Here is a 23,954-nt window from a genome sequence, read left to right as displayed (position 1 = left end):
TTTAGACGTCCAGACTTACTATTGTGGTGGCCATGAAACCAATTCAGATCGCTCGCTTTTTTCGCCTCTTTACCACCCCAACGGGGAGGCGGTAAGTCGCGCGCGCGTGATAAACCAAAAAACCTCCCAACATAGGGAGGTTTTTTTTAGCTTAAAGGACGCTTTATGAGCATAGATTTAGACCACATTCGCCAGCAGATCAGCAGTACAGATAAAGATCTGCTGCAATTACTGGCCAGCAGACGTCAGCTCGCATTAAGCGTAGCTGATGCAAAACTGGCACAAAACAAACCTATTCGTGATCAAAAGCGGGAAGAAGAGTTGTTGGTGTCACTGATTGAACGCGGCAAGGTACTGGGCTTAGACGCACAGTACGTCACCAAAATTTACCATGTGATTATTGAAGACTCAGTGCTGCAGCAGCAAGCCAAAGTACAAGGCCAACTGAACGGCGACAATGGCCCTGTTTGCCGGGTTGCTTTTTTAGGCCGTCAGGGTTCATACAGTTACTGGGCTACACAAAAGTATTTCACCCGCCGCGCTGAAAAGCTGATTGAAATTGGCTGCGACAGCTTTAACGAAATAGTTCAAGCAGTGGAAACAGGCCATGCCGACTATGCAGTGCTGCCTATTGAAAATACATCGTCCGGCAGTATCAACGAAGTGTACGACTTACTGCAGCATACCCGTTTGTCGATCGTCGGCGAACTGACCCACCCTATCGAACACTGTTTGTTAGGTGTCGAAGGCACAGAGCTGAGTAAAATTCGCCAGATTTGCGCCCACCCTCAGGTGATAGCTCAGTGCAGCAACTATTTACAGGGATTATCCAACGTCAAAATTGAATACTGTGACGCATCCTCCGATGCCTTTGAGCGGGTGCGTAAAGCACAGGATAAATCTGTGGTCGCCATTGGCGGTGAAGAAGGTGGAAAGCTCTATGGCCTGGAAGTATTAGGCCGCGGCTTAGCCAACCAAAAAGACAACGCCAGCCGTTTTATTGTAGTGGCGCGTAAAGCTATTAATGTGGCGAAAGCAATCCCAGCCAAAACCACTTTTATTATGTACACAGGCCAGCAACCAGGCGCTTTGGTCGATGCCTTAACAGTGTTAAAACAACATGGCATCAGCATGGGCAAACTGGAATCCCGCCCTATACCAGGCAATCCATGGGAAGAGATGTTTTATGTGGATGTGTTCGCCAATCTGGACGATTACGCTATGACCAGAGCCCTGGATGAACTGAATCGCATCACACGTTTTGTGAAGGTGCTGGGCTGCTATCCAAGCGAGGATGTCAGCCCAACTCTGATCACTCAGCAACCTTCATAGTTTGATCTGCTCACCTTTTTCGGCAATTTGGCAATGCAGACCGTATTCCAGCATACGGCTCTGCAATGCCTGCTGAGCTTTAGGTTCTCCATGCACCAGATAAAAACGGGGCTGACCACCAATGATTCTGGCCCAGCCTAATAACTCATCCTGACCTGCATGAGCGGAAAAACCACCTATGGTGTGTATTGTGGCTTTCACCGCAACATTTTGACCAAACAACTTCACCCGTTTTTCGCCATCCACCAAACGACGGCCTAAAGTACCTTTGGCCTGAAAGCCAACAAATATCAGATGATTGCTGCTTTTCCATAAGTTGTGTTTTAAGTGGTGCACAATACGACCACCGTTACACATGCCAGACCCTGCAATGACAATAGCACCGCCACTGATGCGGTTCATGGCCATTGATTCTTCCATACTGGATGCCAGTCGTAATATAGGCAAAAAGGATTGCAAATCACGGGCGCCGTAACCATGCAGTACTTTGGTGTCTTTGCGATCAAACTCAGCCATCAGCTCACTGTAGATTTTAGTGATCTCTATCGCCATAGGACTGTCCAGCACCACCATTTTTTGTTTCAGCCTGCCCTGATGGTACAAAAGCCCGAGGTAATACAAAATTTCCTGACTACGGCCTAAAGCAAAAGCCGGAATAAACACATTACCGCCTGCTTTGTGCGCTTCATCCAGCGCATTCGCAAACTCTTCCAGCGTATTTTGTAATGGCTGGTGATTGCGGTCGCCATAGGTACTTTCCATCAGCACCAGATCGGCCGTTTTTACCGGGCTGGGATCTGGCATCAGCACTGTAGCAGGGTTGCCTAAATCACCGGAAAACACCAGTTGCCGCATGGCTTTGCCCTGCTTTACTGCAAGCTGCATTATGGCAGAGCCCAGAATATGACCCGCATCCAGAAACTCCAGCTCCAGTCCTTCGCAGACCGTTACTTTTTGCTTGTAACCGACAGGCTGACAGTACTCCAATACCTGCTCTACATCCTGCACTGCCATGACTGGATCCAGCAGCTTTTTACCTTGCCGGGCCAGATGTTTGTTTTGCCAATCCAAGTCTTTTAAATACAAATGCACAGAATCTTTTAACAGCACACCAAGCAACAAAGCTGTGCCCTGAGTACAATAAATTTTGCCCTGAAACCCCTTAGCAACCAACAAAGGCAATAAGCCGCTGTGGTCTATATGAGCGTGCGATAAAATCACGTAATCGATATCTTTAGGACGAAAAGCAAAACGGAATTTATTCCACTCTGTGATTTGGTTTTCGCCCTGGGTCATACCACAGTCGAGCAGAATTTGTTTGTTTGGCAGCTTTAGCAGATAACAGGAGCCTGTGACCTGCTCGGCGGCGCCTAAAAAGGTTAAACTGGCATCTAAAGGCATTGGGTACACTCCGACTTTCTTCTTGGCTGTGGTGGTGCTATGTCCATGTTATAACTGAACTGAAGTGTTAAAAGATTAGTCTATATCAAACAAGATGTTAGTTTATTCAGCTTTCCTTTGTATGGAGCCCTTTTATGTCTGCTGACAACCCCTTATACCAACGCCATCTGAGTTCAGCCCGTGAAGCGACGGAGCAACAAAGCCAGGATTTACTCGAACACCCGTCCTATCGACTGGCTTTTGCTGATGATGATTTTTTAATGCAAGACGAATTACGGCATGTGCGTTTGCAGCTGGAGTATTTAAAACCTCAGTTGATCCTCGAACAACATCAGATCAAAGCCACAGTCGTAGTCTTTGGCAGCGCCCGTTTTGTGTCACGACAACAAGCTGAGCTTTTGGTCACACAAGCGCAGGATCAACTGGCATTGGCACCAGCCGATCCACAACTGCAACAGCAATTAAAAACAGCGGAGCGTCAGTTAAAAAACAGCTGCTATTACGAAGCTGCTGCAGAGTTTTCACGACTGGTGACAGAACACAGCCAAAGCTGTCCTGAAACAGCCTTGATGATCATCAGTGGTGGTGGGCCTGGCATTATGGAAGCGGCCAATAAAGGCGCTTATGAAACAGGGGGCCAAAGTATTGGTCTGAACATTGTTTTGCCACACGAGCAAAAACCAAACCCCTATATCACACCAGAGTTTTGTTTCCGCTTTCATTATTTTGCCATTCGTAAAATGCACTTTTTACAACGTGCACGGGCTTTAGTGGCTTTTCCCGGCGGTTTTGGCACTTTAGATGAGCTGTTTGAAACCCTGACTTTATTGCAAACAGGTAAAGCCAATACAGTGCCTGTGATCCTGTATGACAAAAACTTCTGGAGCCGTTTGATTAACTTTGACCTGCTGGTCGAGGAAGGATTGATTAAAGCCGAAGATATGCAGCTGATCCAGTTTGTGGATACACCGGAACAAGCCTGGCAAGCCATTTGCCATTGTTATCAGTTATAAGGAAATAAAGGGTCAGAGTATGTGCTCTGACCCTTTGAGTTTATTGAGCTTTTACGCAATCAACAAAGTATTCTTTTTTACCGTTACGTTCTTCACAAACCAGACCGTGGATATAAGTCTCAAAGCCTGGGAAAGCACCGTTAAATTCGCGGGCGAATTTCAGGTAATCCACAATGATGGTATTAAACACTTCGCCCGGTACCAGAAGCGGAATACCTGGTGGATAAGGCGTTAACATCACGGCAGTAATGCGGCCTATCAGGTTATCCAGTGGCACCCTGTCCAGTTCTTTATGTGCCATAGCGGCAAAAGCTTTGGACGGTTTCATCGCCGGTACCAACTCAGATAAATACATCTCAGTAGTCATCTTAGCAACGTTGTTTTCACGGTAAATCTGGTGAATTTGATCACATAAGTCTTTTAAACCAATACGCTCGTATTGTGGATATTTAGCGATAAATTCCGGCAATACCCGCCATAAAGGTGCGTTTTTGTCGTAATCGTCTTTAAACTGCTGCAGCGCTGTCACCATGGTATTCCAGCGACCTTTGGTAATGCCTATGGTGAACATGATAAAAAACGAATACAGGCCGGTTTTTTCAATGACTACACCATGCTCAGATAAGTACTTAGCCACAATAGCAGCAGGAATACCTGACTCATCAAAATCGCCATCAACGTTTAAACCAGGAGTTAATATAGTGGCCTTGATAGGGTCCAAAAGGTTAAATCCTTCAGCTATATCACCAAAACCATGCCAGCTTTCGCCTGCTTTTAACATCCAGGCATCACGGTGATCCAAACCTTCGTCTGTTAAATCATCAGGTCCCCAGACCTTGAACCACCAGTCATCGCCGTATTCGTCGTCCACCTTACGCATAGCACGGCGGAATTCCAGTGCTTCGTCCAGTGATTCTTCCACTAAAGCTGTGCCACCAGGCGCTTCCATCATAGCCGCAGCAACGTCACAGGATGCAATAATGGCGTACTGTGGACTGGTGGAGGTATGCATCAGATAAGCTTCGTTAAACAAGTGCTGATCCAGCTTGTTCTGCTTGGCGTCCTGCACCAGAATTTGTGAAGCCTGTGAAATACCAGCCAACAGCTTGTGTGTTGATTGAGTAGAAAACACCATAGAGGTTTCACAACGTGGACGGCCTTCACCTATCGCATGGTAATCCCCATAAAAATCATGGAAAGCCGCGTGTGGTAACCAGGCTTCATCAAAATGCAGAGTTTCGATTTCACCATCCAGCATGGACTTAATTTCTTCAACGTTATACAAGACGCCATCATAAGTCGACTGGGTAATAGTCAAAACCCGCGGTTTAACGTTAGGATTCTGTTCCAGTTTTTCACGGCAGAATGGGTTTGCCATCATTTTTTTACGGATAGTGGCAGGTTCAAACTCGCTACGAGGAATAGGACCAATAATGCCGTAGTGGTTGCGTGTTGGCATTAAAAATACCGGCACAGCACCTGTCATCATAATAGCGTGCAAAATAGATTTATGGCAGTTACGGTCAACGACGACGATATCACCCGGAGCTACAGTGGAGTTCCAGACAATTTTGTTGGAGGTTGAAGTACCGTTGGTCACAAAAAACAAATGGTCGGCGTTAAAAATACGAGCTGCATTACGCTCAGACGCCGCCACTGGACCTGTGTGATCCAATAACTGACCTAATTCATCGACCGCGTTACACACGTCTGCACGTAACATGTTTTCACCAAAAAACTGGTGGAACATCTGGCCTACAGGCGATTTTAAAAAGGCCACACCACCTGAGTGTCCAGGGCAGTGCCATGAATAGGAACCGTCCTGTGCGTAGTTGGTTAAAGCACGGAAAAACGGAGGCGCCAGGGTATCTAAATAACTTTTGGCTTCACGGATAATATGCCGCGCCACAAACTCTGGCGTGTCTTCATGCATATGAATAAAGCCATGCAGTTCACGCAAAATAGCATTAGGAATATGGCGTGAGGTTCGGGTTTCACCGTACAGATAGATTGGAATATCCGGGTTGCGATGACGGATTTTATCGACAAAACCTTTTAAGTTTGCCAGCACTGAGTGGCTGTCTTCTGCAGAGCCACCACCAAATTCTTCGTCATCAATAGATAAGATAAAACCAGCAGCCCGGCTTTGTTGCTGAGCAAAAGAGGTCAGGTCGCCATAACTGGTGTAACCCACTACATCCATGCCTTCGGCTTCAATGGCTGCAGCCAGTTCACGAATACCTGAACCACTGGTATTTTCGGTTCTGAAATCTTCATCGATAATGATCAGAGGAAAGTAAAAACGCATGGAGTACCCCAAGCCGGTTAAAAGTGGGCAAAGGATACTTTATTTTGCAGAAAATTCCTCTAATCCGACCTGTTTTTCCTGCAGAAAAATCGCAAATTAGCCAAATTTGAGCTGAAACCACAATTTGAATACGTATTCACAGCGGGGGAACTGGGGATTGTCACAGAACTGACACAGATATTAGCCACCTTAACTATGGCTGCAGCAAGACGCAGCTCTATTCCTGTTCTATACCCAGACATTCAGGGACTGCATGCAGTCCCTGCTTTTTTGCATTTTTATACCGACAAAATCCAGCTTACCGCCGCTGAAACTCAGCAGTGTTCTGAAGTAGCCAGCTCCGCATGTTGTTCAGGGGTATAACCCGCTTCCAGCAGCAAATCCATCAGCTCATCTTCACAGACACCAACAAAACGCAAATGCTGTTCTGCCTCTTCTATGGGTTTACCTTGCTGTAAACCGGCCTGGATAGTTTTTATATGCACAGAGCGCATAAATTCAGATGTTCTTTTGCCCATGATTAAACTCCGCTTCAACTCTTCAGTTGCGCCGGATCCTAAACAGCCTGAACAAAGTTTGCATCGAAAAAGCGTTAAAAATCAGAAATCTTCATCGAATAGTCATACCTGAGTCATAAAAAAGTCATACTAGTTTAATTATCGGCTAAACGTTGTTCTATCGGGGCCAACTGTCCCATCTGCTTTAAAATCCATTGCTGGCGTTTATACATATAAGGGGAAGGGTCTTGCACTTTAAAACGCAGCGGATTGGGCAACACAGCGGCTAACAGCGCTGCCTGATGACGACTCAACTTACTGGCTGGCCGCTTGAAAAACTTCTGTGCGGCAGCTTCCACTCCAAACACCCCTGGACCAAACTCCACACTGTTTAAATACACTTCCAGAATTCGTTCTTTACCCCATACCAACTCAATCAGGCCGGTAAACACCAACTCCAGTCCTTTGCGAAACCAGCTGCGGCCCGTCCATAAAAATACATTTTTTGCTGTTTGCTGACTGATGGTAGAAGCACCTCGCACTTTCTGTCCCCTGCTGTTATAGGCCAGCGCTTTTTCGATAGCTTCGGTATCAAAGCCATAATGATCCGGAAATTTTTGATCTTCAGCAGCCACTACCGCTTGTTTCATTGCTGACGAGATGTGCTCAAAAGCGACCCACTTGTGCTGTAAATCAAAGTTTTTCTGGGAGCTCCACATGGCCTGAATATGCCGTTCTATCATCACGCCAGTGACAGGGACAGGCACAAAAGCAAAGATCAGCACCAGGCTTAAAGCCAGAATAATCAGGTATTTAATAAGTTTTAGAAATTTACCAAACCAAAGTGAAATCAATGACTTTCCAGATAAGTATCAGTATTCTTGGAATTTGAGTGTAAAGCGCCATAAAGAAATGAGCCAGCTTTAGTTGCTGGCTCTTTCGCAGTAGTTCGTGTTTTAACAGCCTAATACTTTAGCTGCGCTCATCTGAGGCTTTTTGTAACAAACGACGGCTCTCCTGCAGGAATTGGTCGGCTAAGGGTCCAAAAAATTGCTGGCCTTTGGCGAACTCCGCCATTAACCCTGCTTTGTCACCCGCAGCTAATAAATGTGATAGCTGATTAAACCTGTGCTGATACCTTTGCAACAACCCCGTGACTGCGCTGGAAGACAACATAATATCAGCATACAGCTCGGCATTTTGCGCAAACAAGCGCCCTACCATCGCCAGCTCCAGCCGGTAAATAGGTGAACTTAACTCCAGCAATTGCTGTAAATCAGCCTGTTCTTCAGCCAGATGCACACCGTACACCAAAGAGCTGAAGTGGCGCATGGCCTGGATCAGTTGCATCAACTCATCATGTTGCTGCGCTGATTTTTCAGTCAGTACAGCGCCCCACACCTTAAGTTGCTGTATCAGCCATTGATAGTTTTCTAAATCGCGGCCATGACTAACGACAACCACTTGTTTGGCGATATTACTGATATCAGGGCCAAACATAGGATGTAAACCCACTACAGCGCCGCTGTGTGTTTTCAGCATGGCGTTCAGAGGCCCGGTTTTGGTACTGGTTAAGTCAGCCAGCACAGTATCTGCATCCAGCTGTGGTAATAGCTCGATCACCTGTTCGGTGACTGCTATAGGCACAGCTATTAAGACCAAAGCAGCGCCCTTGATCATAGCCTGAGCCTGATGCCAGTTGTCTTGTTCCAGTACCTCAACCTGATAACCAGATCGCTGAAATAAACTGACAAAACGTTTGCCTAAAGCACCGGCACCACCCACTACCACCACTTTATCGCCGCTTTGGCGACAGCAGACAAAACCAGCTTCCTGAGTCTGGTACGACTCACGCATCACACGGCGTAATACATCTTCAATCAGATCAGCAGAAACACCTGCATCTTCAGCTTGCTGACGGCGGGCTTTAATTAAAGCTTGTTCACGTTCAGGCACATATAAAGGTAAGGCATACTGCTGCTTCACCCGCCCTACTTCAGCTGTCACTGCCGCTCTTTTGGCCAACAACTCCACCAGTTGGCTATCCAGCTCGTCGATTTGCTGACGCAGCGGCAGCAGAGCTGCCATCGGATCGTCTTTCGCTGATTTACTTACAACGTCATTCATCTGTAACTCTCAGGCCGCAACTTCACGTGAAGATTGTTCGGGCGCTCTTTGGGATGACAGCTGTTGATCCAGGCCAGCCAATAATCCAGCTGTACTTGCCCAGTCAATACAAGCGTCCGTCACTGATACGCCATAGAGTTCAGCTTTACCATCGACTAAATCCTGACGGCCAGCATGAATATGGCTCTCAAGCATTATACCTATAATAGCTTTGTTGCCTTTGATGCGTTGTTCAATCACTGACTGAGCCACAATGCCTTGTCTGTTGTGATCTTTGCTGGAATTACCATGACTGCAGTCAATCACCAAACCTTCAGGTAAACCATGTTTACGCAGTGCAGTTAAAGCCGCCTGCACACTGTCTTCGTCATAGTTAGGTTTCACGCCACCCCGTAAAATGACATGACCGTCCGGGTTACCTGCTGTTTGCACCAGAGACACCTGACCTTTTTGGTTGATACCAATAAAGCTGTGGCCACTGGCGGCTGATTGCAGTGCATTAAGTGCAATATTTAAATTACCGTCAGTGCCATTTTTAAAACCAACTGGCATCGACAAACCGCTGGCCATTTCACGGTGAGTCTGTGATTCCACAGTACGGGCACCTACGGCTGCCCAGCTGATTAAATCAGACAGATACTGTGGGCTAATAGGGTCTAAAGCTTCAGTTGCGGCTGGCAATTCCATCTCAACTAAATCCAGCAGTAAACGGCGACCTTTGGTTAAACCCGTTTCCAGATCAAAAGAGTCATCCAGATGAGGATCGTTAATAAAACCTTTCCAGCCAACCGTAGTGCGGGGTTTTTCAAAGTACACCCGCATCACAATGTACAGCGTATCTCTGAATTGCAGTTGCAGCTGTTTCAGGCGGCGGGCGTAATCCATAGCTGACACCGGATCATGAATAGAACAAGGGCCAGTGATCACCAGTAAACGTGGATCGCGGCCATGCACTATATCTGCAATCTCCTGACGGGATTTTTGAATAAAATCAGAACCTGCGCCAGATAAAGGTAAGGCCTGCTTTAATACGGCTGGCGGGCTTAATAACTGCTCCGAGACTATACGTAAATCATCAACAATCTTGCTCATTTTTATGCTCCTGTTTGCATCATGCGTTGCCAAAGCGCCGGTTTTTACTTGATAAATGCAAGCAGAACACCAGTAAACTTATATTTACAACACGTATTTAATTAATTACGAATACAGGCATATTAAAAACCAAACACAAACAAGTCAACCTTTAAAGCCAAACAAAACAAGGAAAGCAAACAAATCCAGCAAAAACAAAACTCGTACAATATTCGTTACAACCATGCCATTTAATCAATTTGGCTCAGATCAAACTTTGTATTTAGTGCTAATGCCACAGGAACAACGGTCAGAACTGGATGGTCTACACTAAAACTTAACCCACTTTAACTCTGTATAGGCTGGCTTATGGCTGCTCCCCCTTTTTCACCGCTGCCCGATTTTGATGAGTTACTCAGCATGGCAAAACAGAACCCAACGGCACTGGATGAGTTACAGAAAAAATTGAATCAGGAGCTTATTGATGCGCAAAGTGACGACAGGGGAAGAAAGGCCATTCAGCAAACCTTGTTCAGGCTACAGTCAGAACAGCTGAGATATAAAGCCCCTCTGGTCCGGTTAACCAGAGCCTATCAGCTCATGTTGTCGGAAATGAGCCGGATGCAGGATGCCCTGGAGCAGTTATGCACGACGCAAAAACCGCAGCAAAAGCCCTGTGCTACCATTTTGCCTTTCAGGTCAAAGGGTCAGGAGTGATAAGTGAAAAAAAAGCGGTTGAAAATCACAAAAAATAAAGTGACAGCGACCTGTGTTCTCGTCTAGAATTGATAAAAATACAAAATATGATACCCATTAACCTGTATGAACAAAAGTAAACACACAGAACCTTTATTGTCGACTCAACAAGCTGCTGATTTACTTGGTGTTTCTTTGCGCACCGTGCAGTTGTGGGTTGAGAAAGGTGCTCTGGACGCCTGGAAAACTCCTGGTGGTCATCGTCGTGTGACCCAATCTTCTGTCGAACGCCTTCTGCTGAAAAATCAGACTCAACCTGTTGATAATTCAGTTCGCATTCTCTTGGCAGAGGATGATGAACTACTGAAACAACTTTACAGCCTGCAAATTGAATCCTGGGGTTTACCTATCAGTTTGCAGTCAGTCACCAACGGTATAGCTGGTTTATTAAAAATTGGCGAATGGGCACCACAAATTCTGATCTCAGATTTGCAGATGCCTGAACTGGATGGTTTTCAGATGATCCGTGAACTGAAGTTATCTCCACGCCACGAGAATATGAAAATTATTGTAGTGACAGCTTTAACTGATGCAGAAATTGCAGCTGGCAGCGGTTTACCCGACACAGTTCAACTGATGCGTAAACCTCTGCTATTTAGCGACTTAAAAGACCGCTTAGAGAAGCTGTTACAAGAGCTGCGTTAATCGCAGCTTTTTATTCCCCTAGTACTTGAAGCTGCAGCTTTGTTGACTGCGCTTTCTCGTCAATAAAAAGTATCACACCAGTCACACAACTTAACTATGCTTCTGGTGTCTTAATTGCCTGTCATTGTGCTGTAACGTCAATTACTTTGGCTATGCGCAATAAAACTGCTCTGCTACAACGCCTTTCGTGGTGGCAACGCCACATTAGCAAAAATAAATCCTGCCACCAGCGACATAAAAATCAAGAAGGTTTGCTGACCTAATTGTTCAGTGGACACCATTTGTTGCCCTGAAACAAAAGCATTTAAACCCATATAAGTTTTACTGCCTGGCACTAGTACTATCATGCCCTGCAAAGAAACAATACTAGCTGGGGCATTCATCAGTCGGTTAAACAAATTACCGTATAAACCTACCGCAAAAGCACCGACAAAAGCCCCCAATGCCAGTCCAAGGTAATAAGCGCCCCACAAGCTGGCCGCATAGGCGATAAAGCCAGAGGCTAATCCCCAAAGCGCATGCTTCAGCCTTGCTTTGAATACCACCACTAAGCTGCCACATAAAATAGCGACGGCCAGCCAACTGGTCCATTGTGGCACTGAAGGCGCGATTTGCGGAGGGATCTGGCCAAATAACACCTGACCTAAAGCGACCCCTAAAAAGGCACCAAAATACAGCTTAAACAACAGCATCACTGCATCCATCACCCTGGCTGTGCCGGATACCAGATGGCGGGCCGCCAGCTCTGCTAATCCCAGGGTTAAAGCCAGGCCTGGAATAAATACAATAATGGAAGACAATACCACCAGGGGCACATTGATCATCGGATCCAGATAAACAGCCACAGAAGTAGCCAGCAGCGCTGAAACCAGAGCCACCAGTGGCTCCAGCATATGGGCAACACGGCGTGATTTCATCGACCAGAGCACAAACAAATACACGATAAGACCAAGCACTGTCGCCCAGAACACATCATGCCAACTGGCTCGCATCAGCATAGAAAAAGCACCACTTGAAGCGCCAAAAGCAGCAAAAGTGGCCCAGCGGGAATAGGGATTTGGGGCTGCAGCTATTTGGTCCAGCCGCAGATTTACATCCTGTAAGGTGAGTTTACTGCTGGCAAGTGCATCCACCAGTTCATCCGTATAAGATAAGGCACCTAAATCCAGTTCGCCTGGGGTCACCCGGGAGATGTGAGTGTATTCATTTTCATCGCCAGGGATCCAGAGCACAAAAGTCAGCACTGTAGGCGTAATAGCAAAAGAACCACCAATTTTCAGCAGCTGTGCCACTTCCTGTAAGTGCGCCTCCAAACGATAAGCAGGTGTACCAAACTTATGCAGCATTTTGCCAAGCTTGACGATAAAACGGCGTTTTTCAATAAAACTGGCAGAATCCACTGTTGGGCCCTTTGTCGCGTTGCAACACAATACAGCTATTGTAGTGGGCTTTATCAACTAAGCATAGAAGTTGATAAAGCTAAGTAGTTGATAAACCCAAAGTTAAACAGGCTAGTTAAACTATGGTTCAGGACGAAAATTCAGCCAGCAACCATTGGTATTCCTGCTGCAACAGCTGAAAAGCCGCAGCATCCCCGCCTTTATCCGGGTGCAAACGCAGTGCCTGCTGCCGGTAGTTTTTTTTCAGCTGAGCCACTGAATAAGGCCGAACCAACTGCCATTTTTTTTGCAACACTGCGGTATCGAGCGTTTTATTCTGCTGGTACAACGCCAGCTTTTTCCAGAACTCATCCAATACCGTCTGCAATTTATCATCCGTCATTGCCCGCATATTTTGCCAATCCAGATAATAAGCCGCTTTGTCCTGTTGCTCTTGCCATAAAGCCATGGCATTGTCGGGCAGTGCCGTGACTGTATAAACTATCACTTTGGCGTAACCAATATGCAATAAAGCCACTTGCTCCTGCTGCCACTGAGCCTGCAGTACAAACAAATGATGATAAAGAATAAAGTGTTGCTGGAATAACAAAGAATCAACAGCGAGGCTGCGAGGTTCGGGGAAAAAGGCTTTTAATTGATGCAGCAATTCCTGCTCGCTGATCTCTCCTTGTCTGGACAACAGGAAAGCTTCGAGTGCGGTTACTAAATCATCTTGCAGTTCAGTATGCATAGTCACATTACAGACCAAAAAATTGTCAGGATCAATTTTTAACAATGCGAAGCATTGGCCCAAAGGGTGAGCGCCAGGGATGGCTGCGAATAAAAAATTGTCAGGATCAATTTTTAACAATGCGAAGCATTGGCCCAAAGGGTAAGCGCCAGGGATGGCTGCGAATAAAAAAAGGCTGACACAAGGTCAGCCTTTCCAGTCGCTTAGTTAAGCTTTTCGCGGATACGCGCTGATTTACCTGAACGATCGCGTAAGTAGTAAAGCTTGGCACGGCGGACTGCGCCACGGCGTTTCAGCGTAATGCTGTCAATCATAGGGCTGTGCGTCTGGAATACACGCTCAACACCTTCGCCGTTGGAAATTTTACGAACTGTGAAAGCTGAATGCAGACCACGGTTACGTTTGGCGATAACTACGCCTTCGTAAGCCTGCAGACGGGTTTTGTCACCTTCTTTCACTTTAACCTGAACAACTACAGTGTCACCTGGGCCAAATGCTGGCACGTCAGTTTTTAACTGTTCGTCTTCAAGTTGCTTGATAATGTTTTGGCTAACTTTGCTCATAACAATCTCACTTTACCTGGAATTAACTATCGTGTTGCTGCAACGCCTGGTGTTCCAATTGGAATTCATCCAGTAATTTGCGTTGCTCCTTAGTCAGAGCCAGGGCATTTAACATATCCGGCCGTCTTAACCAGGTTCTACCAAGAGCCTGTTTCAGACGCCAGCGTCGTATATTTTCATGGTGTCCACTCAGCAACACCGGTGGAACCTCTTTGTCTGCTAACACCGCAGGTCTGGTGTAGTGTGGGCAGTCTAACAAACCAGTTGCAAACGAATCCTGTTCTGCCGACTCTTCGTGCCCTAGTACGCCTGGTACCAGTCGCGATACCGCATCAATCAGCGTCATCGCAGGCAACTCGCCTCCACTCAGCACGTAATCCCCAATTGACCATTCTTCGTCAATTTCGGTTTCAATTACGCGTTCATCAATGCCTTCGTAACGGCCTGCCACTAACAGCAGTTTCGGGTAACGTGAAAGTTCCTGTACACCTTTTTGGTCTAATTTGCGGCCTTGCGGCGACAAATACACCGTATGTACATTTCCTCCGGCAGCTTGCTTGGCGGCGCGAATAGCGTCGGTCAGCGGCTGCACCATCATTAGCATTCCGGGACCACCACCAAAGGGGCGATCATCGACGGTATTGTGTTTATCCGAAGTATAATCCCGCGGATTCCAGCACTCTACCTGTAACAACCCTTGCTTTACAGCACGGCTTGTTACACCAAACTTTGTAATAGCATCAAACATCTGCGGGAACAGAGTAATAACCCCAACCCACAAACCAGCTTGCTGCGACATTAAAAGTCCGGATCCCAGTCTACTAAGATACGTCTTTCAGCGTTATTCACTTCCTTAATGACAGAGTCAGTCAGGAAAGGGAGTAAACGCTCCGTCTTGCCAAATGCATCGGATTTATTGGCTTTCACAACGAGAACGTCGTTTGAGCCAGTTTCCATCATGTCGACCACTTCACCTAAGTGATAACCAGCCTCGTTCACTACTGCCATGCCCATCAGGTCACGCCAATAGAAATCACCCTCAGCAAGCTGGGGTAACGCAGAACGCTCTACTGCGATATCCGCATTTACGTAGAGTTGAGCCTGGTCGCGGTCAGCCACGTCTGCCAGTTTTACGATAAGGCCGTTGCCATGTCGTTTTTTACCGAAGATTTGCATTTGACGCCAGTTACCCTGCACTTGAATTTGCCAGGGTGTGTAATCAAAAATCCCTTCCGGGATATCGGTATAGGAGTTTACTTTTAGCCACCCGTTGATGCCGTAAACAGCACCAAACTTACCTAAGACAACTAAATCTTTACCGTTCAAGGTGAAACTCCGACCTTTATTTATTTTAGCTATTAAGCAGCAGTTTTCTTAGCAGCTTTCACCAATGAAGCAACGCGGTCGCTTAAAGAAGCGCCTTGCGATACCCAGTGGTTGATACGCTCTAAGTCAATACGCGTTTGCTCTTCAGTACCGCTAGCGATTGGGTTGAAAAAACCCACGCGCTCAATGAAGCGGCCATCACGGGCAAAACGGCTGTCCGCTACCACAACTTGGTAAAATGGACGCTTTTTCGCGCCACCACGTTGTAAACGAATAGTTACCATACCGTCCTCTAATAATCGTTCAGGATTTAAAAAAATAACAAACCCCGCGGTCAGACCGTGGGGTCGGTGAATTGTACGGATTTTTACCTGCATTGCAAGGTTTTTCGGGCTTTGGCAGCATATTTCAGCTTTTGCCAAAGCCCAACAGTCATAGGGCAGAAAAGGGCTTAACGGGGAGGCAACAGACCTGGTGGTAACTTGCCACCCATACCCCGCATCATCTTCATTAAGCCGCCTTTACCCGACATCTGCTTCATCATTTTCTGCATTTGGGTAAATTGTTTCAGCAACTGGTTTACATCCTGCACCTGAGTGCCAGAACCTGCAGCTATACGCTTTTTGCGTGAGCCTTTAATCAAATCCGGAAATAAGCGTTCTTTTTTCGTCATGGAATTGATGATGGCTTCCATTTTATTGAACTGCTTATTGCCCATCTGATCCATAGCACCAGCGGGTAAGTTTTTCATACCTGGTAATTTATCCAGCATTGACATCATGCCGCCCATACCACGCATCTGCACTAACTGGTCACGGAAGTCTTCTAAACTGAAGCCCTGCCCTTTCATCACTTTGGCAGCCACTTTGGCGGCTTGTTCTTTATCAACCTTCTGCTCGATTTGCTCGATCAGGCTCATCACATCGCCCATGCCCAAAATGCGGGAGGCGATACGATCTGGGTGGAATGGCTCTAAAGCGTCAGTTTTTTCGCCCATACCGATAAACTTAATCGGCTTGCCTGTGATATGACGTATAGATAAAGCAGCACCACCACGGGCGTCACCGTCTGCTTTGGTCAGGATCACGCCTGTCAAAGGCAATGCTTCATTAAAAGCTTTGGCCGTATTGGCCGCATCCTGACCTGTCATGGCATCCACCACAAACAGAGTTTCGACAGGATTAACCGCAGCATGCAGGGCTTTAATTTCGCCCATCATTTCTTCGTCAACGTGCAAACGACCTGCTGTATCCACGAGCAGCACATCAAAAATTTGTAAGCGGGCGTGAGCTATGGCAGCGTTCACTATATCTATAGGTTTCTGGCCTACATCGCTTGGGAAAAACTCAACACCCACTTCTTTGGCTAAAGTTTCTAACTGTTTAATAGCAGCAGGGCGATAGATATCCGCAGAAACCACTAATACTTTTTTCTTCTTGCGCTCTTTTAAGAATTTCGCCAGCTTAGCCACAGAGGTGGTTTTACCCGCACCTTGTAAACCCGCCATTAAAACAACGGCTGGCGGCTGAACATTAAGCGCCAACTCTTCGTTGGCTTCGCCCATCGCATCTTCTAAGGCTTTACGGACGATTTTCAGAAATTCCTGACCTGGTGTCAGGCTTTTGCTGACTTCAATGCCAACAGAACGTTCTTTGACCTGATTAACAAAGTCACGCACCACAGGCAAAGCAACGTCAGCTTCTAATAAAGCCATCCGTACTTCACGTAAGGTTTCTTTGATATTATCTTCAGTTAAACGACCACGACCGCTGATGTTCTTCAGCGTTTTGGTTAGGCGGTCCGACAGGTTTTCAAACATAACTTAACACCTGAGATACAATATGGCCGGATTATACCCCAGAGCGAGTAAGGAGTCAGCCGCCATCTTAGCTGAAACTGTCACGCCAATTAGGTGAGCTTGAGCTGTCAAATGCGAGTAATTTGCAATAGAATGTTAAATCTTCACGAATCAACAGGATCTGATTTATGGTAGTTGAGCTGTTACCCGGTGTGGCATTGGTTGGTTATTTGCTGGCAACCGGCATGCTATTGTCCCGTCTGGTGCATCCACAAGGCCCTAACTATAAATTGATGTTCAGCGCTGCTTTGTTGGCTATTGTTTGCCATATGCTGTTTCTGGCTGATTCTATTTTTGCCGACGCTGGTCAGAACTTCAGCCTGCTGAATGTCATTTCACTGGTATGCTGGTTGATCAGCACTGCTATTACTATTACGGCGCTGCGCACCCCAACAGTATTGCTGCTGCCTATTGTCTATGGTTTTTCAGCCCTGACTCAGTTAGCTGTTTTAGTTTTGCCTGCTGAAGTACAAATGCAGCATTTTGAACAGAGCCCAATTTTGCTGATGCATATTATTGTCGCTTTTGTCGCTTACACCTTATTAATAGTGGCTACTTTGCATTCACTGCAAGTGAACTACATCAGCAAAAAGCTGAAACAAAAAGATTTTATGTTAGGTAATCAATTTTTACCTCCATTACTTCAGGTTGAGCAGTTGCAGTTCAGAGTACTGCTGCTCGGTACTTTGTTGTTGGGGTTAACCTTGTTCAGTGGCGCCGCTTTTACTGATAACTGGCTGGACGCGCAAAACCTGCATAAAAACATACTGAGCTCAGCGGCTTTTCTGGTCTTTGTGCTGTTATTATGGGGTCATGCTCAGTTAGGCTGGCGTGGTCGTCTGGCGATAGCCTTAACCTTTACCGGCAGCATTTTGTTGACGCTGGCTTATTTTGGCAGCCGTTTTGTCCGTGAAGTGATGTTAGACAGACTCGGATAGCAGCTTTTTGCCGCGATAGCCCATTAATTCTTGACTTGATGGGCTGTTCGTAATATCAAATAACTTCGATTAGCCCTACAGGTAAACTACTTTTGGACGATATCTCAACCAGCACCCTTTTTATTGTATTGGGCTTGCTGGTGTTGTGTTCTGCATTCTTCTCAGCTTCTGAAACCAGCATGATGTCGCTGAACCCCTACAAGCTTAAACACCTGGCCAATGAGCAGCATAAATCGGCTATACGTGTGACTGCTATGCTGGAACGCCGCGACAGGTTGATTGGTTTAATTCTGGTTGGTAACAATCTGGTGAATATAGCCGCATCAGCCACAGCGACAGTGCTGGGGATGAGACTCTATGGTGATTTCGGCATCGCCATTGCGACCGTAGCTCTGACCGTGGTTATTCTGATATTCGGTGAAGTCACTCCAAAAACTCTGGCCGCTTTGCATCCTGAAAAAGTAGCTTTCCCAAGTTCAGTGATTTTAAAACCTCTGATGAAGCTGCTGTACCCTGCCGTATGGTTACTAAATAAAATCTGTAACACCTTGTTAGGCTGGCTTGGCGTCAGCGCTGAGCAGCATCATGGCAACAGCTTAAGCAGCGAAGAATTACGCACTGTCGTTTATGAAGCTGGCGCACTGATCCCGGAACACAACCAAAGTATGCTGGTTGGCGTGCTGGATTTAGAAAAAGCGACTGTAGAAGATATTATGATCCCACGTAATGAACTTGTGGGGATTGATATCAACGACGAATGGAAAGACATAGTGCGTCAGTTGTCCAACAGCCAGCATAACCGTATTTTGTTGTACCGCGACAGTGTGGATGATGCCTTAGGTTTTATTCATAGCCGCGATCTGGCCCGTCTGGCGTTAAAAGAACAACTGAACAAAGCATCTCTGTTGCGCTCGGTGCGGGAAATTTATTTTATTCCGGAAAACACCCCACTCAATACCCAACTGCACAAGTTTCAGAGCTCCAAAGAGCGTATAGGCCTGGTGGTCGATGAATACGGCGATATTCAGGGCCTGGTGACGCTAGAGGATATACTGGAAGAGGTGGTAGGTAACTTTACAACAGACATCGCCGATCACCAGAGTGAAGAAATTCAGCCTCAGGTTGATGGCAGTTTTCTGGTGGACGGCGGTATTAACTTACGGGATTTAAACCGGGATATGCAGCTGAACTTTCCAACAGACGGGCCTAAAACATTAAATGGTCTGGTGCTGGAGTATCTGGAGGAAATTCCGGAAGCCAGCTTAGGTTTAACTCTGGCAGGCTGCCCGATGGAAATTGTCGAAGTGCAGGATAATATGATTAAAACAGTGCGTTTAATGCCCCATTTGCAAAAAAGTTAAAAACAAAAGGGCGCCTTGAGGCGCCCTTGTTACATCAGTCTTTGTCCGGTTAACCAAACAAACCAAAAAACCAGCCGCTTTTAAATTCGTCTTCACAGCTTTGTAATTGTTTCTGATACATAGTCGCTCGTTGCTGCACCTTACGGGCAGTTTCCATCAGCCAGCGCTTCTTATAATAAGTACCACGTTTATAGCCGCCCCAGCCTTCGTGATAATTCAGATACTGGGCATAGGCATCTGATTTAGCCACTTTATTGATTTTAGTGCTTTTATTCATATACCAGCCCATAAAATCCAACGCATCATCAAAGTTCGAGCGGGCAGCAAAATAGCTGCCGGTTTCCCGGCCATAGTCTTCCCATGTCTCATCTTTGACCTGAGCATAACCATAAGCCGTACTGGCTCTGCCTACAGGAATAAATCCAAACCAGTATTCCATAGGGGGCTGAGCGTTGTGCTTAAAGCTGCTTTCCTGATACATCATCGCCATAGCCACATGGATAGGCACTTCCCATTTATCGCGCATATCGGATGCAGCATCATACCAGTCGTCATGCTCACGGAAAATTTCACATAAATTGGAGCTGTTTTTTGGTGGAGCTGTGGCGCAACCTGTTAATACAGTGGCGAGTGATAAGAAGAGTAAAGTTTTTTTAATTTTTTTCATGTGACGCTGAACTTTTTAAAACACAACCAAGACTAACCCAATGAACGGATTCAACCAAGTTTTTGTTTTTCATCCCTGGATTATCCTTATCCTTAGTTTTCACGGCCAGCTTGCTGGCCGTTTTTTTTAAATCCTTTATAGATCTGCAAAATACTGTTCAAGGTACTGATCAAAATTAAGCTCATCGGCCTGTTCAATTTTCTGTTGATCCAGCAAGGATAGCTTCGCCATTTGTTCGAACTCGGCTTCGGTATAAAGCTGATAGTCCATTGCTGCCAATTGTTGCCTGTATTGCTCTGCTAAAGCCAAAGCATAATCAGGGCTGTCCTGCTGCTGAGCTATTAAGCGGCTTAATAACTTGCCTGAATAAGTTTGATTCGGGTCTAACAAACCTAAATAAAACTCTTTGATAGCTGCGCTATACACATCACCGCCATGAGCTGCGTCCATCCAGTTCGCTATAGGCATCAGATCAGCGAACAGCTGTTCAGCCCAGTCCAGCATCAAACGGGGCTGGCCATTTTCAATCAGATCTAAGTTACGCTTGCGTCCTTCGGTTACCACTTTGCGAAGGTTTTGTTCTGTCACTGCCTGTTCATCAGCCGATAAATCCGGGCTTTTTTCCAGTAAACAATAAATTAAGAACAAATCCAGAAAACGCATTTGTTCGGCATTGATCCCCACAGCGCTGAACGGATTCACATCCAGAGCCCGCACTTCAATATATTCGACACCCCGGCGTTTTAAAGCGCAGGTTGGACGTTCGCCGCTTTGAGTGGTGCGTTTGGGTCTTATGGTCGAATAAAATTCGTTTTCGATTTGCAGAATATTGCTGTTGAGCTGTTTGTACTGCTCATCCACTTTGACGCCTATAGAAGCATATTCAGCTGAAGGCGTCGAAATGGCCTGGCGTAAACCTTCGATATAATCGGACAAATTGTTGTAGCTGATATTCAAACTGGATTGGGCACTGTTGGTGTAACCCAAGTCACTCATTCGTAAAGAGGTGGCATAAGGCAGGTATAAAGAACCTTTGCCCAAGGTCTGGAACTTGTATTTAGGTTCACGGCCTTGTAAAAACGAGCTGCACATCGCAGGGGATGCGCCAAACAAATACACCACCAGCCATACATATCTTTTGTAATTACGAATAAGGTGCAGGTACTGAGCAGAAATAAAATCCTGCAAGGAACCCGTATCTCCTAACAACTGCTGATACTTCTGCCAGAACTCTTGTGGAATAGAGAAATTAAAATGCACACCGCTGATGGCCTGCATCATACTTCCATAACGGTTTTTCAGGCCCTGACGATAGACAGTTTTCATAGTTCCAACATTGGAACTACCATACTGCGCCAGTTGGATCTCATCCTGATGCTCTATATAACAAGGCATAGAACCAGCCCAAAGCCGCTCTTCACCTATATGAGATAAAGCAAACTTATGAATATCAGTCAGTTGCTTTAGAGTCACATCAATATCAGTTTGTGCCGGGGTAATAAACTCCAGCAAAGACTCTGAAAAATCTGTAGTAATTAAAGGGTGAGTTAAAGCCGAACCCAAAGCTTTTGCATGACCAGTTTGCGCCAGTTGACCATCCGGTTTGATCCGTAAAGTCTCCCGCTCAATACCCCGTCTGATCCCTTTAATTGCAGTTTGAAATGACGTGGTGCCAAGCGCAGCCAGACGTTGTTCGAGGAAATGACTCAAGCTGATCCCTTATTCTGATAAAAATCAAATCTTAAAATGGGGTGACTCAAATTAAAAAACAAGAGTGACCAAAGATTAAGTTTCTCTGACACTAAATGAGGTGATTATTCTACTCTTCTTCTGGCGCAGCGCCATAGGCCAATCTGCTTTTACGGGCCGCCTGCAACACCACCACCCGCATAATATCTTTCCAGGATACTATGCCTATAGCTACATTATCCTGATCAATCACAGGCAAACAGCCAATATTATGTTTGAGCAATAAAGCTGCGGCTTTGACCACGGGATAATCCTCAGGCACTGAAATGACGGGGCTGCTCATCACATGCTTAATTTTGCGACTGGTGACAAAAATATCTAAGGTTTTTTCAGAGGCTGAGTCCATCACTGGCGCCAGCGCTTTGAAATAATCTTTGACGGAAACTATACCTACCAAACGTCGCCCGGCATCAATCACTGGCACATGTTGAAATTTGGACTGGCTAAAAATGCCTTTTAAGGCAGATAAACTCATATCCGGGTCAACCATCGTCAATTTTCTGGTCATAATGGCAGATACTTGCATAATGCTCCTAAGCTCGCTTATCTGAGAGATCTTTGAAATAATGCCGCCGCTTTGATCCAGATTAACTGAATGATAAATAAAAAGGAAATATGCATGAACCGCCGCAACCAGCAGCTTGTTGACCAGGAAGTTCAGTTCGACGCCGGACAGGAGTTAGTTTCTACTACAGACACTCGTGGGATTATCACCTATGCCAACCCGATTTTTTGTCAGGTGGCAGGCTACACAGAAGATGAACTGGTAGGGAAAAACCATAATCTGGTGCGTCACCCGGATATGCCGGCCGCTGCTTTTGCCGATCTGTGGACTCACTTAAAACAAGGACAATCCTGGCGTGGCATGGTGAAAAACCGCTGCAAAGACGGCCGTTATTATTGGGTCGATGCTTTTGTCACCCCTATTTATCAACAACAGCAACTGGTGGGCTACCAGTCTGTGCGGGTCAAAGCCAGTTCTGACCTGATCCAAAAAGCCGATCAATGTTACAGAGCAATTAACTCAGGCAAGTCTGTCAGCCAGTGGAGCGGTAACAGCAATTTACGCCGTCTTATTGCACTGCTTAGCAGCTTTATTTTAATAGCAGCAGGTGCATTGTTATGGTCACATGCTTTATGGCTGGCCTTGTTGATCCCGGCAATTTTCTTTGTGCTGATGTATGACGAACTAGTAGATATTCCAGCTCAGTTAAACAAAATGCGTCAGGACTTCGACTCTGTATCCCGTTATGTCTACAGCGGAAAAACTGCGTTTTCGGTGGCCGATTTCAGAAACCAAATGCAACAAGCCCGTTTACGTACTGTATTAGGCCGCACTAAAGACAGCACCAATAAACTCACCAGTATCGCCGATACACTGGAAGAAGCAGTACATTTAACCGAACGTGGTATTCACCAGCAAAGCCAGCAGTTAGTCTCTATTGCGACGGCAACGCAGCAATTGAGCAGCACAGTGCTGGATATAGCTGAACGCACAGGGGAAACCAATCAGAAAGTGGGCGAAGCTCAACAAATTTGCCAACAAGCTGAACAGGTGATGCAGTTAACAGCCAACACAGTGAAAAAACTGGCCGTTGAGGTACAAGGCGCAGCCAGCACTGCAGATAATTTAGCGGTGGAAGCTGAGCGAATTGGTGCTGTGATGACGGAAATTCAGGGCATTGCCAATCAAACCAACTTACTGGCGTTAAACGCTGCCATTGAAGCAGCACGAGCTGGTGAACATGGCCGTGGTTTTGCTGTAGTTGCTGATGAAGTGCGGGCCTTATCGTCCCGTACTCATAAAGCTACAGAGCAAATTCAGCGTTCTATTGGTGAAATTCAGCAAACCTTATTAAGCTGGGGCAAGACCATGACACAAAGCCGTGAGCAAGTGGAAGAGTGTGTGACTCAGACCAGTCACAGTACAGAACAGTTGTCGCAAATTGTTGCTATGGTCAACACCATCGATCATTTATCGTCACAAATTGCGACTGCTGCTACTCAGCAAGGTCAGGTTGCCAGTGAAGTGGCCAGCAATGTACAAAATATTCAGCATATTGCAGATGAAAACTTAAGCAATATGCAACTGGTGGCCGACAACAACAAACGCCTGCACCAGCAAGCTGCTGAAATTGCCAATTTAAGTAAAACTTTCAGTCATTAAAAGGCTATTCAAACAAAAGCCCGCAGTTGCGGGCTTTTGTATTTA

The 23,954-nt window shown here is 46.1% G+C and carries 23 protein-coding genes; 7 read left to right on the top strand and 16 right to left on the bottom strand.

The window, feature by feature from the left end:
- Positions 1 to 165: 165 nt before the first annotated feature.
- Positions 166 to 1,332: a chorismate mutase gene (locus RHEIN_RS06045; protein ID WP_008898092.1), complete on the top strand. Its 1,167-nt coding sequence runs from the start codon at positions 166 to 168 to the stop codon at positions 1,330 to 1,332.
- Here the strand turns inward: RHEIN_RS06045 and RHEIN_RS06040 are convergent.
- Entirely contained in the window at positions 1,327 to 2,733 is a 1,407-nt protein-coding gene (locus RHEIN_RS06040) for an MBL fold metallo-hydrolase RNA specificity domain-containing protein (protein WP_008898091.1), read from the bottom strand. The two genes, RHEIN_RS06045 and RHEIN_RS06040, sit on opposite strands and share 6 nt — an antisense overlap.
- 134 nt (positions 2,734 to 2,867) lie before the next feature.
- Between RHEIN_RS06040 and RHEIN_RS06035 the strand changes: the two genes are divergently transcribed.
- Complete coding sequence (locus RHEIN_RS06035) at positions 2,868 to 3,746, top strand: TIGR00730 family Rossman fold protein (protein ID WP_008898090.1); 879 nt, start codon at positions 2,868 to 2,870, stop codon at positions 3,744 to 3,746.
- Positions 3,747 to 3,786: 40 nt separating this feature from the next.
- On the opposite strand, the gene RHEIN_RS06030 is transcribed toward RHEIN_RS06035, so the two are convergent.
- The 5 genes from RHEIN_RS06030 to RHEIN_RS06010 form a co-directional block, all read right to left on the bottom strand.
- On the bottom strand, positions 3,787 to 6,054 hold the full coding sequence (locus RHEIN_RS06030) for an arginine/lysine/ornithine decarboxylase (RefSeq protein WP_008898089.1): 2,268 nt from the start codon (positions 6,052 to 6,054) through the stop codon (positions 3,787 to 3,789).
- Between the two features lie 314 nt (positions 6,055 to 6,368).
- Positions 6,369 to 6,572 (bottom strand): hypothetical protein, encoded by a 204-nt coding sequence (locus RHEIN_RS06025; protein WP_008898088.1) that lies wholly within the window; start codon positions 6,570 to 6,572, stop codon positions 6,369 to 6,371.
- Between the two features lie 134 nt (positions 6,573 to 6,706).
- On the bottom strand, positions 6,707 to 7,405 hold the full coding sequence (gene mtgA / locus RHEIN_RS06020) for a monofunctional biosynthetic peptidoglycan transglycosylase (RefSeq protein WP_008898087.1): 699 nt from the start codon (positions 7,403 to 7,405) through the stop codon (positions 6,707 to 6,709).
- Positions 7,406 to 7,523: 118 nt separating this feature from the next.
- Complete coding sequence (gene tyrA, locus RHEIN_RS06015) at positions 7,524 to 8,678, bottom strand: bifunctional chorismate mutase/prephenate dehydrogenase (protein WP_008898086.1); 1,155 nt, start codon at positions 8,676 to 8,678, stop codon at positions 7,524 to 7,526.
- A gap of 9 nt (positions 8,679 to 8,687) precedes the next feature.
- Positions 8,688 to 9,770 carry a 3-deoxy-7-phosphoheptulonate synthase gene (locus RHEIN_RS06010; protein ID WP_008898085.1) on the bottom strand — a complete coding sequence of 361 codons (1,083 nt, stop codon included), beginning with the start codon at positions 9,768 to 9,770 and terminating at the stop codon, positions 8,688 to 8,690.
- Positions 9,771 to 10,118: 348 nt separating this feature from the next.
- Here RHEIN_RS06010 and RHEIN_RS06005 point away from each other — a divergent pair, with 348 nt between their 5' ends.
- Both RHEIN_RS06005 and RHEIN_RS06000 read left to right on the top strand, forming a co-directional pair.
- Complete coding sequence (locus tag RHEIN_RS06005) at positions 10,119 to 10,466, top strand: DUF3135 domain-containing protein (RefSeq protein ID WP_008898084.1); 348 nt, start codon at positions 10,119 to 10,121, stop codon at positions 10,464 to 10,466.
- Positions 10,467 to 10,571: 105 nt separating this feature from the next.
- A complete protein-coding gene (locus RHEIN_RS06000; RefSeq protein ID WP_008898083.1) occupies positions 10,572 to 11,150 on the top strand; it encodes a response regulator in 579 nt (192 codons plus the stop codon).
- A gap of 173 nt (positions 11,151 to 11,323) precedes the next feature.
- Here the strand turns inward: RHEIN_RS06000 and RHEIN_RS05995 are convergent, their stop codons facing one another.
- The 7 genes from RHEIN_RS05995 to ffh all read right to left on the bottom strand — a co-directional run bounded on the left by RHEIN_RS05995 (position 11,324) and on the right by ffh (position 16,988).
- Positions 11,324 to 12,550, bottom strand: a complete 1,227-nt coding sequence (locus RHEIN_RS05995) for a threonine/serine ThrE exporter family protein (RefSeq protein ID WP_008898082.1) — start codon at positions 12,548 to 12,550, stop codon at positions 11,324 to 11,326.
- Positions 12,551 to 12,677: 127 nt separating this feature from the next.
- Entirely contained in the window at positions 12,678 to 13,280 is a 603-nt protein-coding gene (locus RHEIN_RS05990) for a DNA-J related domain-containing protein (RefSeq protein ID WP_237704345.1), read from the bottom strand.
- Between the two features lie 203 nt (positions 13,281 to 13,483).
- Positions 13,484 to 13,843: a 50S ribosomal protein L19 gene (rplS, locus tag RHEIN_RS05985; RefSeq protein WP_008898080.1), complete on the bottom strand. Its 360-nt coding sequence runs from the start codon at positions 13,841 to 13,843 to the stop codon at positions 13,484 to 13,486.
- 22 nt (positions 13,844 to 13,865) lie between these two features.
- Positions 13,866 to 14,642: a tRNA (guanosine(37)-N1)-methyltransferase TrmD gene (trmD, locus tag RHEIN_RS05980; RefSeq protein ID WP_008898079.1), complete on the bottom strand. Its 777-nt coding sequence runs from the start codon at positions 14,640 to 14,642 to the stop codon at positions 13,866 to 13,868.
- On the bottom strand, positions 14,642 to 15,169 hold the full coding sequence (gene rimM / locus RHEIN_RS05975) for a ribosome maturation factor RimM (RefSeq protein ID WP_008898078.1): 528 nt from the start codon (positions 15,167 to 15,169) through the stop codon (positions 14,642 to 14,644). The genes trmD and rimM overlap by 1 nt, the downstream gene beginning before the upstream one ends.
- Positions 15,170 to 15,201: 32 nt before the next feature.
- Positions 15,202 to 15,453 carry a 30S ribosomal protein S16 gene (rpsP, locus tag RHEIN_RS05970; RefSeq protein ID WP_008898077.1) on the bottom strand — a complete coding sequence of 84 codons (252 nt, stop codon included), beginning with the start codon at positions 15,451 to 15,453 and terminating at the stop codon, positions 15,202 to 15,204.
- A gap of 167 nt (positions 15,454 to 15,620) precedes the next feature.
- Positions 15,621 to 16,988, bottom strand: coding sequence for a signal recognition particle protein (ffh, locus tag RHEIN_RS05965; RefSeq protein WP_008898076.1), 1,368 nt, complete (start codon positions 16,986 to 16,988; stop codon positions 15,621 to 15,623).
- A 167-nt stretch (positions 16,989 to 17,155) separates the two neighbouring features.
- Between ffh and RHEIN_RS05960 the strand changes: the two genes are divergently transcribed.
- Both RHEIN_RS05960 and RHEIN_RS05955 read left to right on the top strand, forming a co-directional pair.
- On the top strand, positions 17,156 to 17,965 hold the full coding sequence (locus tag RHEIN_RS05960) for a cytochrome C assembly family protein (RefSeq protein WP_008898075.1): 810 nt from the start codon (positions 17,156 to 17,158) through the stop codon (positions 17,963 to 17,965).
- A gap of 92 nt (positions 17,966 to 18,057) precedes the next feature.
- The gene (locus RHEIN_RS05955) at positions 18,058 to 19,326 is read left to right on the top strand and encodes an HlyC/CorC family transporter (RefSeq protein ID WP_008898074.1); all 1,269 of its coding nucleotides are present in this window, start codon (positions 18,058 to 18,060) and stop codon (positions 19,324 to 19,326) included.
- Positions 19,327 to 19,375: 49 nt separating this feature from the next.
- Here the strand turns inward: RHEIN_RS05955 and RHEIN_RS05950 are convergent, their stop codons facing one another.
- The 3 genes from RHEIN_RS05950 to RHEIN_RS05940 form a co-directional block, all read right to left on the bottom strand.
- Complete coding sequence (locus RHEIN_RS05950; RefSeq protein WP_008898073.1) at positions 19,376 to 19,993, bottom strand: transglycosylase SLT domain-containing protein; 618 nt, start codon at positions 19,991 to 19,993, stop codon at positions 19,376 to 19,378.
- Between the two features lie 135 nt (positions 19,994 to 20,128).
- Positions 20,129 to 21,703, bottom strand: coding sequence for a glutamate--cysteine ligase (gene gshA / locus RHEIN_RS05945; RefSeq protein WP_008898072.1), 1,575 nt, complete (start codon positions 21,701 to 21,703; stop codon positions 20,129 to 20,131).
- Between the two features lie 109 nt (positions 21,704 to 21,812).
- A complete protein-coding gene (locus tag RHEIN_RS05940; protein WP_008898071.1) occupies positions 21,813 to 22,268 on the bottom strand; it encodes a CBS domain-containing protein in 456 nt (151 codons plus the stop codon).
- Between the two features lie 93 nt (positions 22,269 to 22,361).
- Between RHEIN_RS05940 and RHEIN_RS05935 the strand changes: the two genes are divergently transcribed.
- Entirely contained in the window at positions 22,362 to 23,909 is a 1,548-nt protein-coding gene (locus RHEIN_RS05935) for a methyl-accepting chemotaxis protein (RefSeq protein ID WP_008898070.1), read from the top strand.
- Positions 23,910 to 23,954: the final 45 nt, after the last annotated feature.

Source organism: Rheinheimera sp. A13L (assembly GCF_000217935.1).
GTDB lineage: Bacteria > Pseudomonadota > Gammaproteobacteria > Enterobacterales > Alteromonadaceae > Pararheinheimera.
This window is presented reverse-complemented; position numbering and strand designations above follow the sequence as displayed.

What these genes read in the sequence shown, in the direction of transcription:
- RHEIN_RS06045 (WP_008898092.1), top strand. Translation starts at nt 166, where the DNA reads ATGAGCATAGATTTAGACCACATTCGCCAGCAGATCAGCAGTACAGAT.
- RHEIN_RS06040 (WP_008898091.1), bottom strand. Translation starts at nt 2,733, where the DNA reads ATGCCTTTAGATGCCAGTTTAACCTTTTTAGGCGCCGCCGAGCAGGTC.
- RHEIN_RS06035 (WP_008898090.1), top strand. Translation starts at nt 2,868, where the DNA reads ATGTCTGCTGACAACCCCTTATACCAACGCCATCTGAGTTCAGCCCGT.
- RHEIN_RS06030 (WP_008898089.1), bottom strand. Translation starts at nt 6,054, where the DNA reads ATGCGTTTTTACTTTCCTCTGATCATTATCGATGAAGATTTCAGAACC.
- RHEIN_RS06025 (WP_008898088.1), bottom strand. Translation starts at nt 6,572, where the DNA reads ATGGGCAAAAGAACATCTGAATTTATGCGCTCTGTGCATATAAAAACT.
- tyrA (WP_008898086.1), bottom strand. Translation starts at nt 8,678, where the DNA reads ATGAATGACGTTGTAAGTAAATCAGCGAAAGACGATCCGATGGCAGCT.
- RHEIN_RS06010 (WP_008898085.1), bottom strand. Translation starts at nt 9,770, where the DNA reads ATGAGCAAGATTGTTGATGATTTACGTATAGTCTCGGAGCAGTTATTA.
- RHEIN_RS06005 (WP_008898084.1), top strand. Translation starts at nt 10,119, where the DNA reads ATGGCTGCTCCCCCTTTTTCACCGCTGCCCGATTTTGATGAGTTACTC.
- RHEIN_RS06000 (WP_008898083.1), top strand. Translation starts at nt 10,572, where the DNA reads ATGAACAAAAGTAAACACACAGAACCTTTATTGTCGACTCAACAAGCT.
- RHEIN_RS05990 (WP_237704345.1), bottom strand. Translation starts at nt 13,280, where the DNA reads ATGCATACTGAACTGCAAGATGATTTAGTAACCGCACTCGAAGCTTTC.
- rplS (WP_008898080.1), bottom strand. Translation starts at nt 13,843, where the DNA reads ATGAGCAAAGTTAGCCAAAACATTATCAAGCAACTTGAAGACGAACAG.
- trmD (WP_008898079.1), bottom strand. Translation starts at nt 14,642, where the DNA reads ATGTCGCAGCAAGCTGGTTTGTGGGTTGGGGTTATTACTCTGTTCCCG.
- rpsP (WP_008898077.1), bottom strand. Translation starts at nt 15,453, where the DNA reads ATGGTAACTATTCGTTTACAACGTGGTGGCGCGAAAAAGCGTCCATTT.
- ffh (WP_008898076.1), bottom strand. Translation starts at nt 16,988, where the DNA reads ATGTTTGAAAACCTGTCGGACCGCCTAACCAAAACGCTGAAGAACATC.
- RHEIN_RS05960 (WP_008898075.1), top strand. Translation starts at nt 17,156, where the DNA reads ATGGTAGTTGAGCTGTTACCCGGTGTGGCATTGGTTGGTTATTTGCTG.
- RHEIN_RS05950 (WP_008898073.1), bottom strand. Translation starts at nt 19,993, where the DNA reads ATGAAAAAAATTAAAAAAACTTTACTCTTCTTATCACTCGCCACTGTA.
- RHEIN_RS05940 (WP_008898071.1), bottom strand. Translation starts at nt 22,268, where the DNA reads ATGCAAGTATCTGCCATTATGACCAGAAAATTGACGATGGTTGACCCG.
- RHEIN_RS05935 (WP_008898070.1), top strand. Translation starts at nt 22,362, where the DNA reads ATGAACCGCCGCAACCAGCAGCTTGTTGACCAGGAAGTTCAGTTCGAC.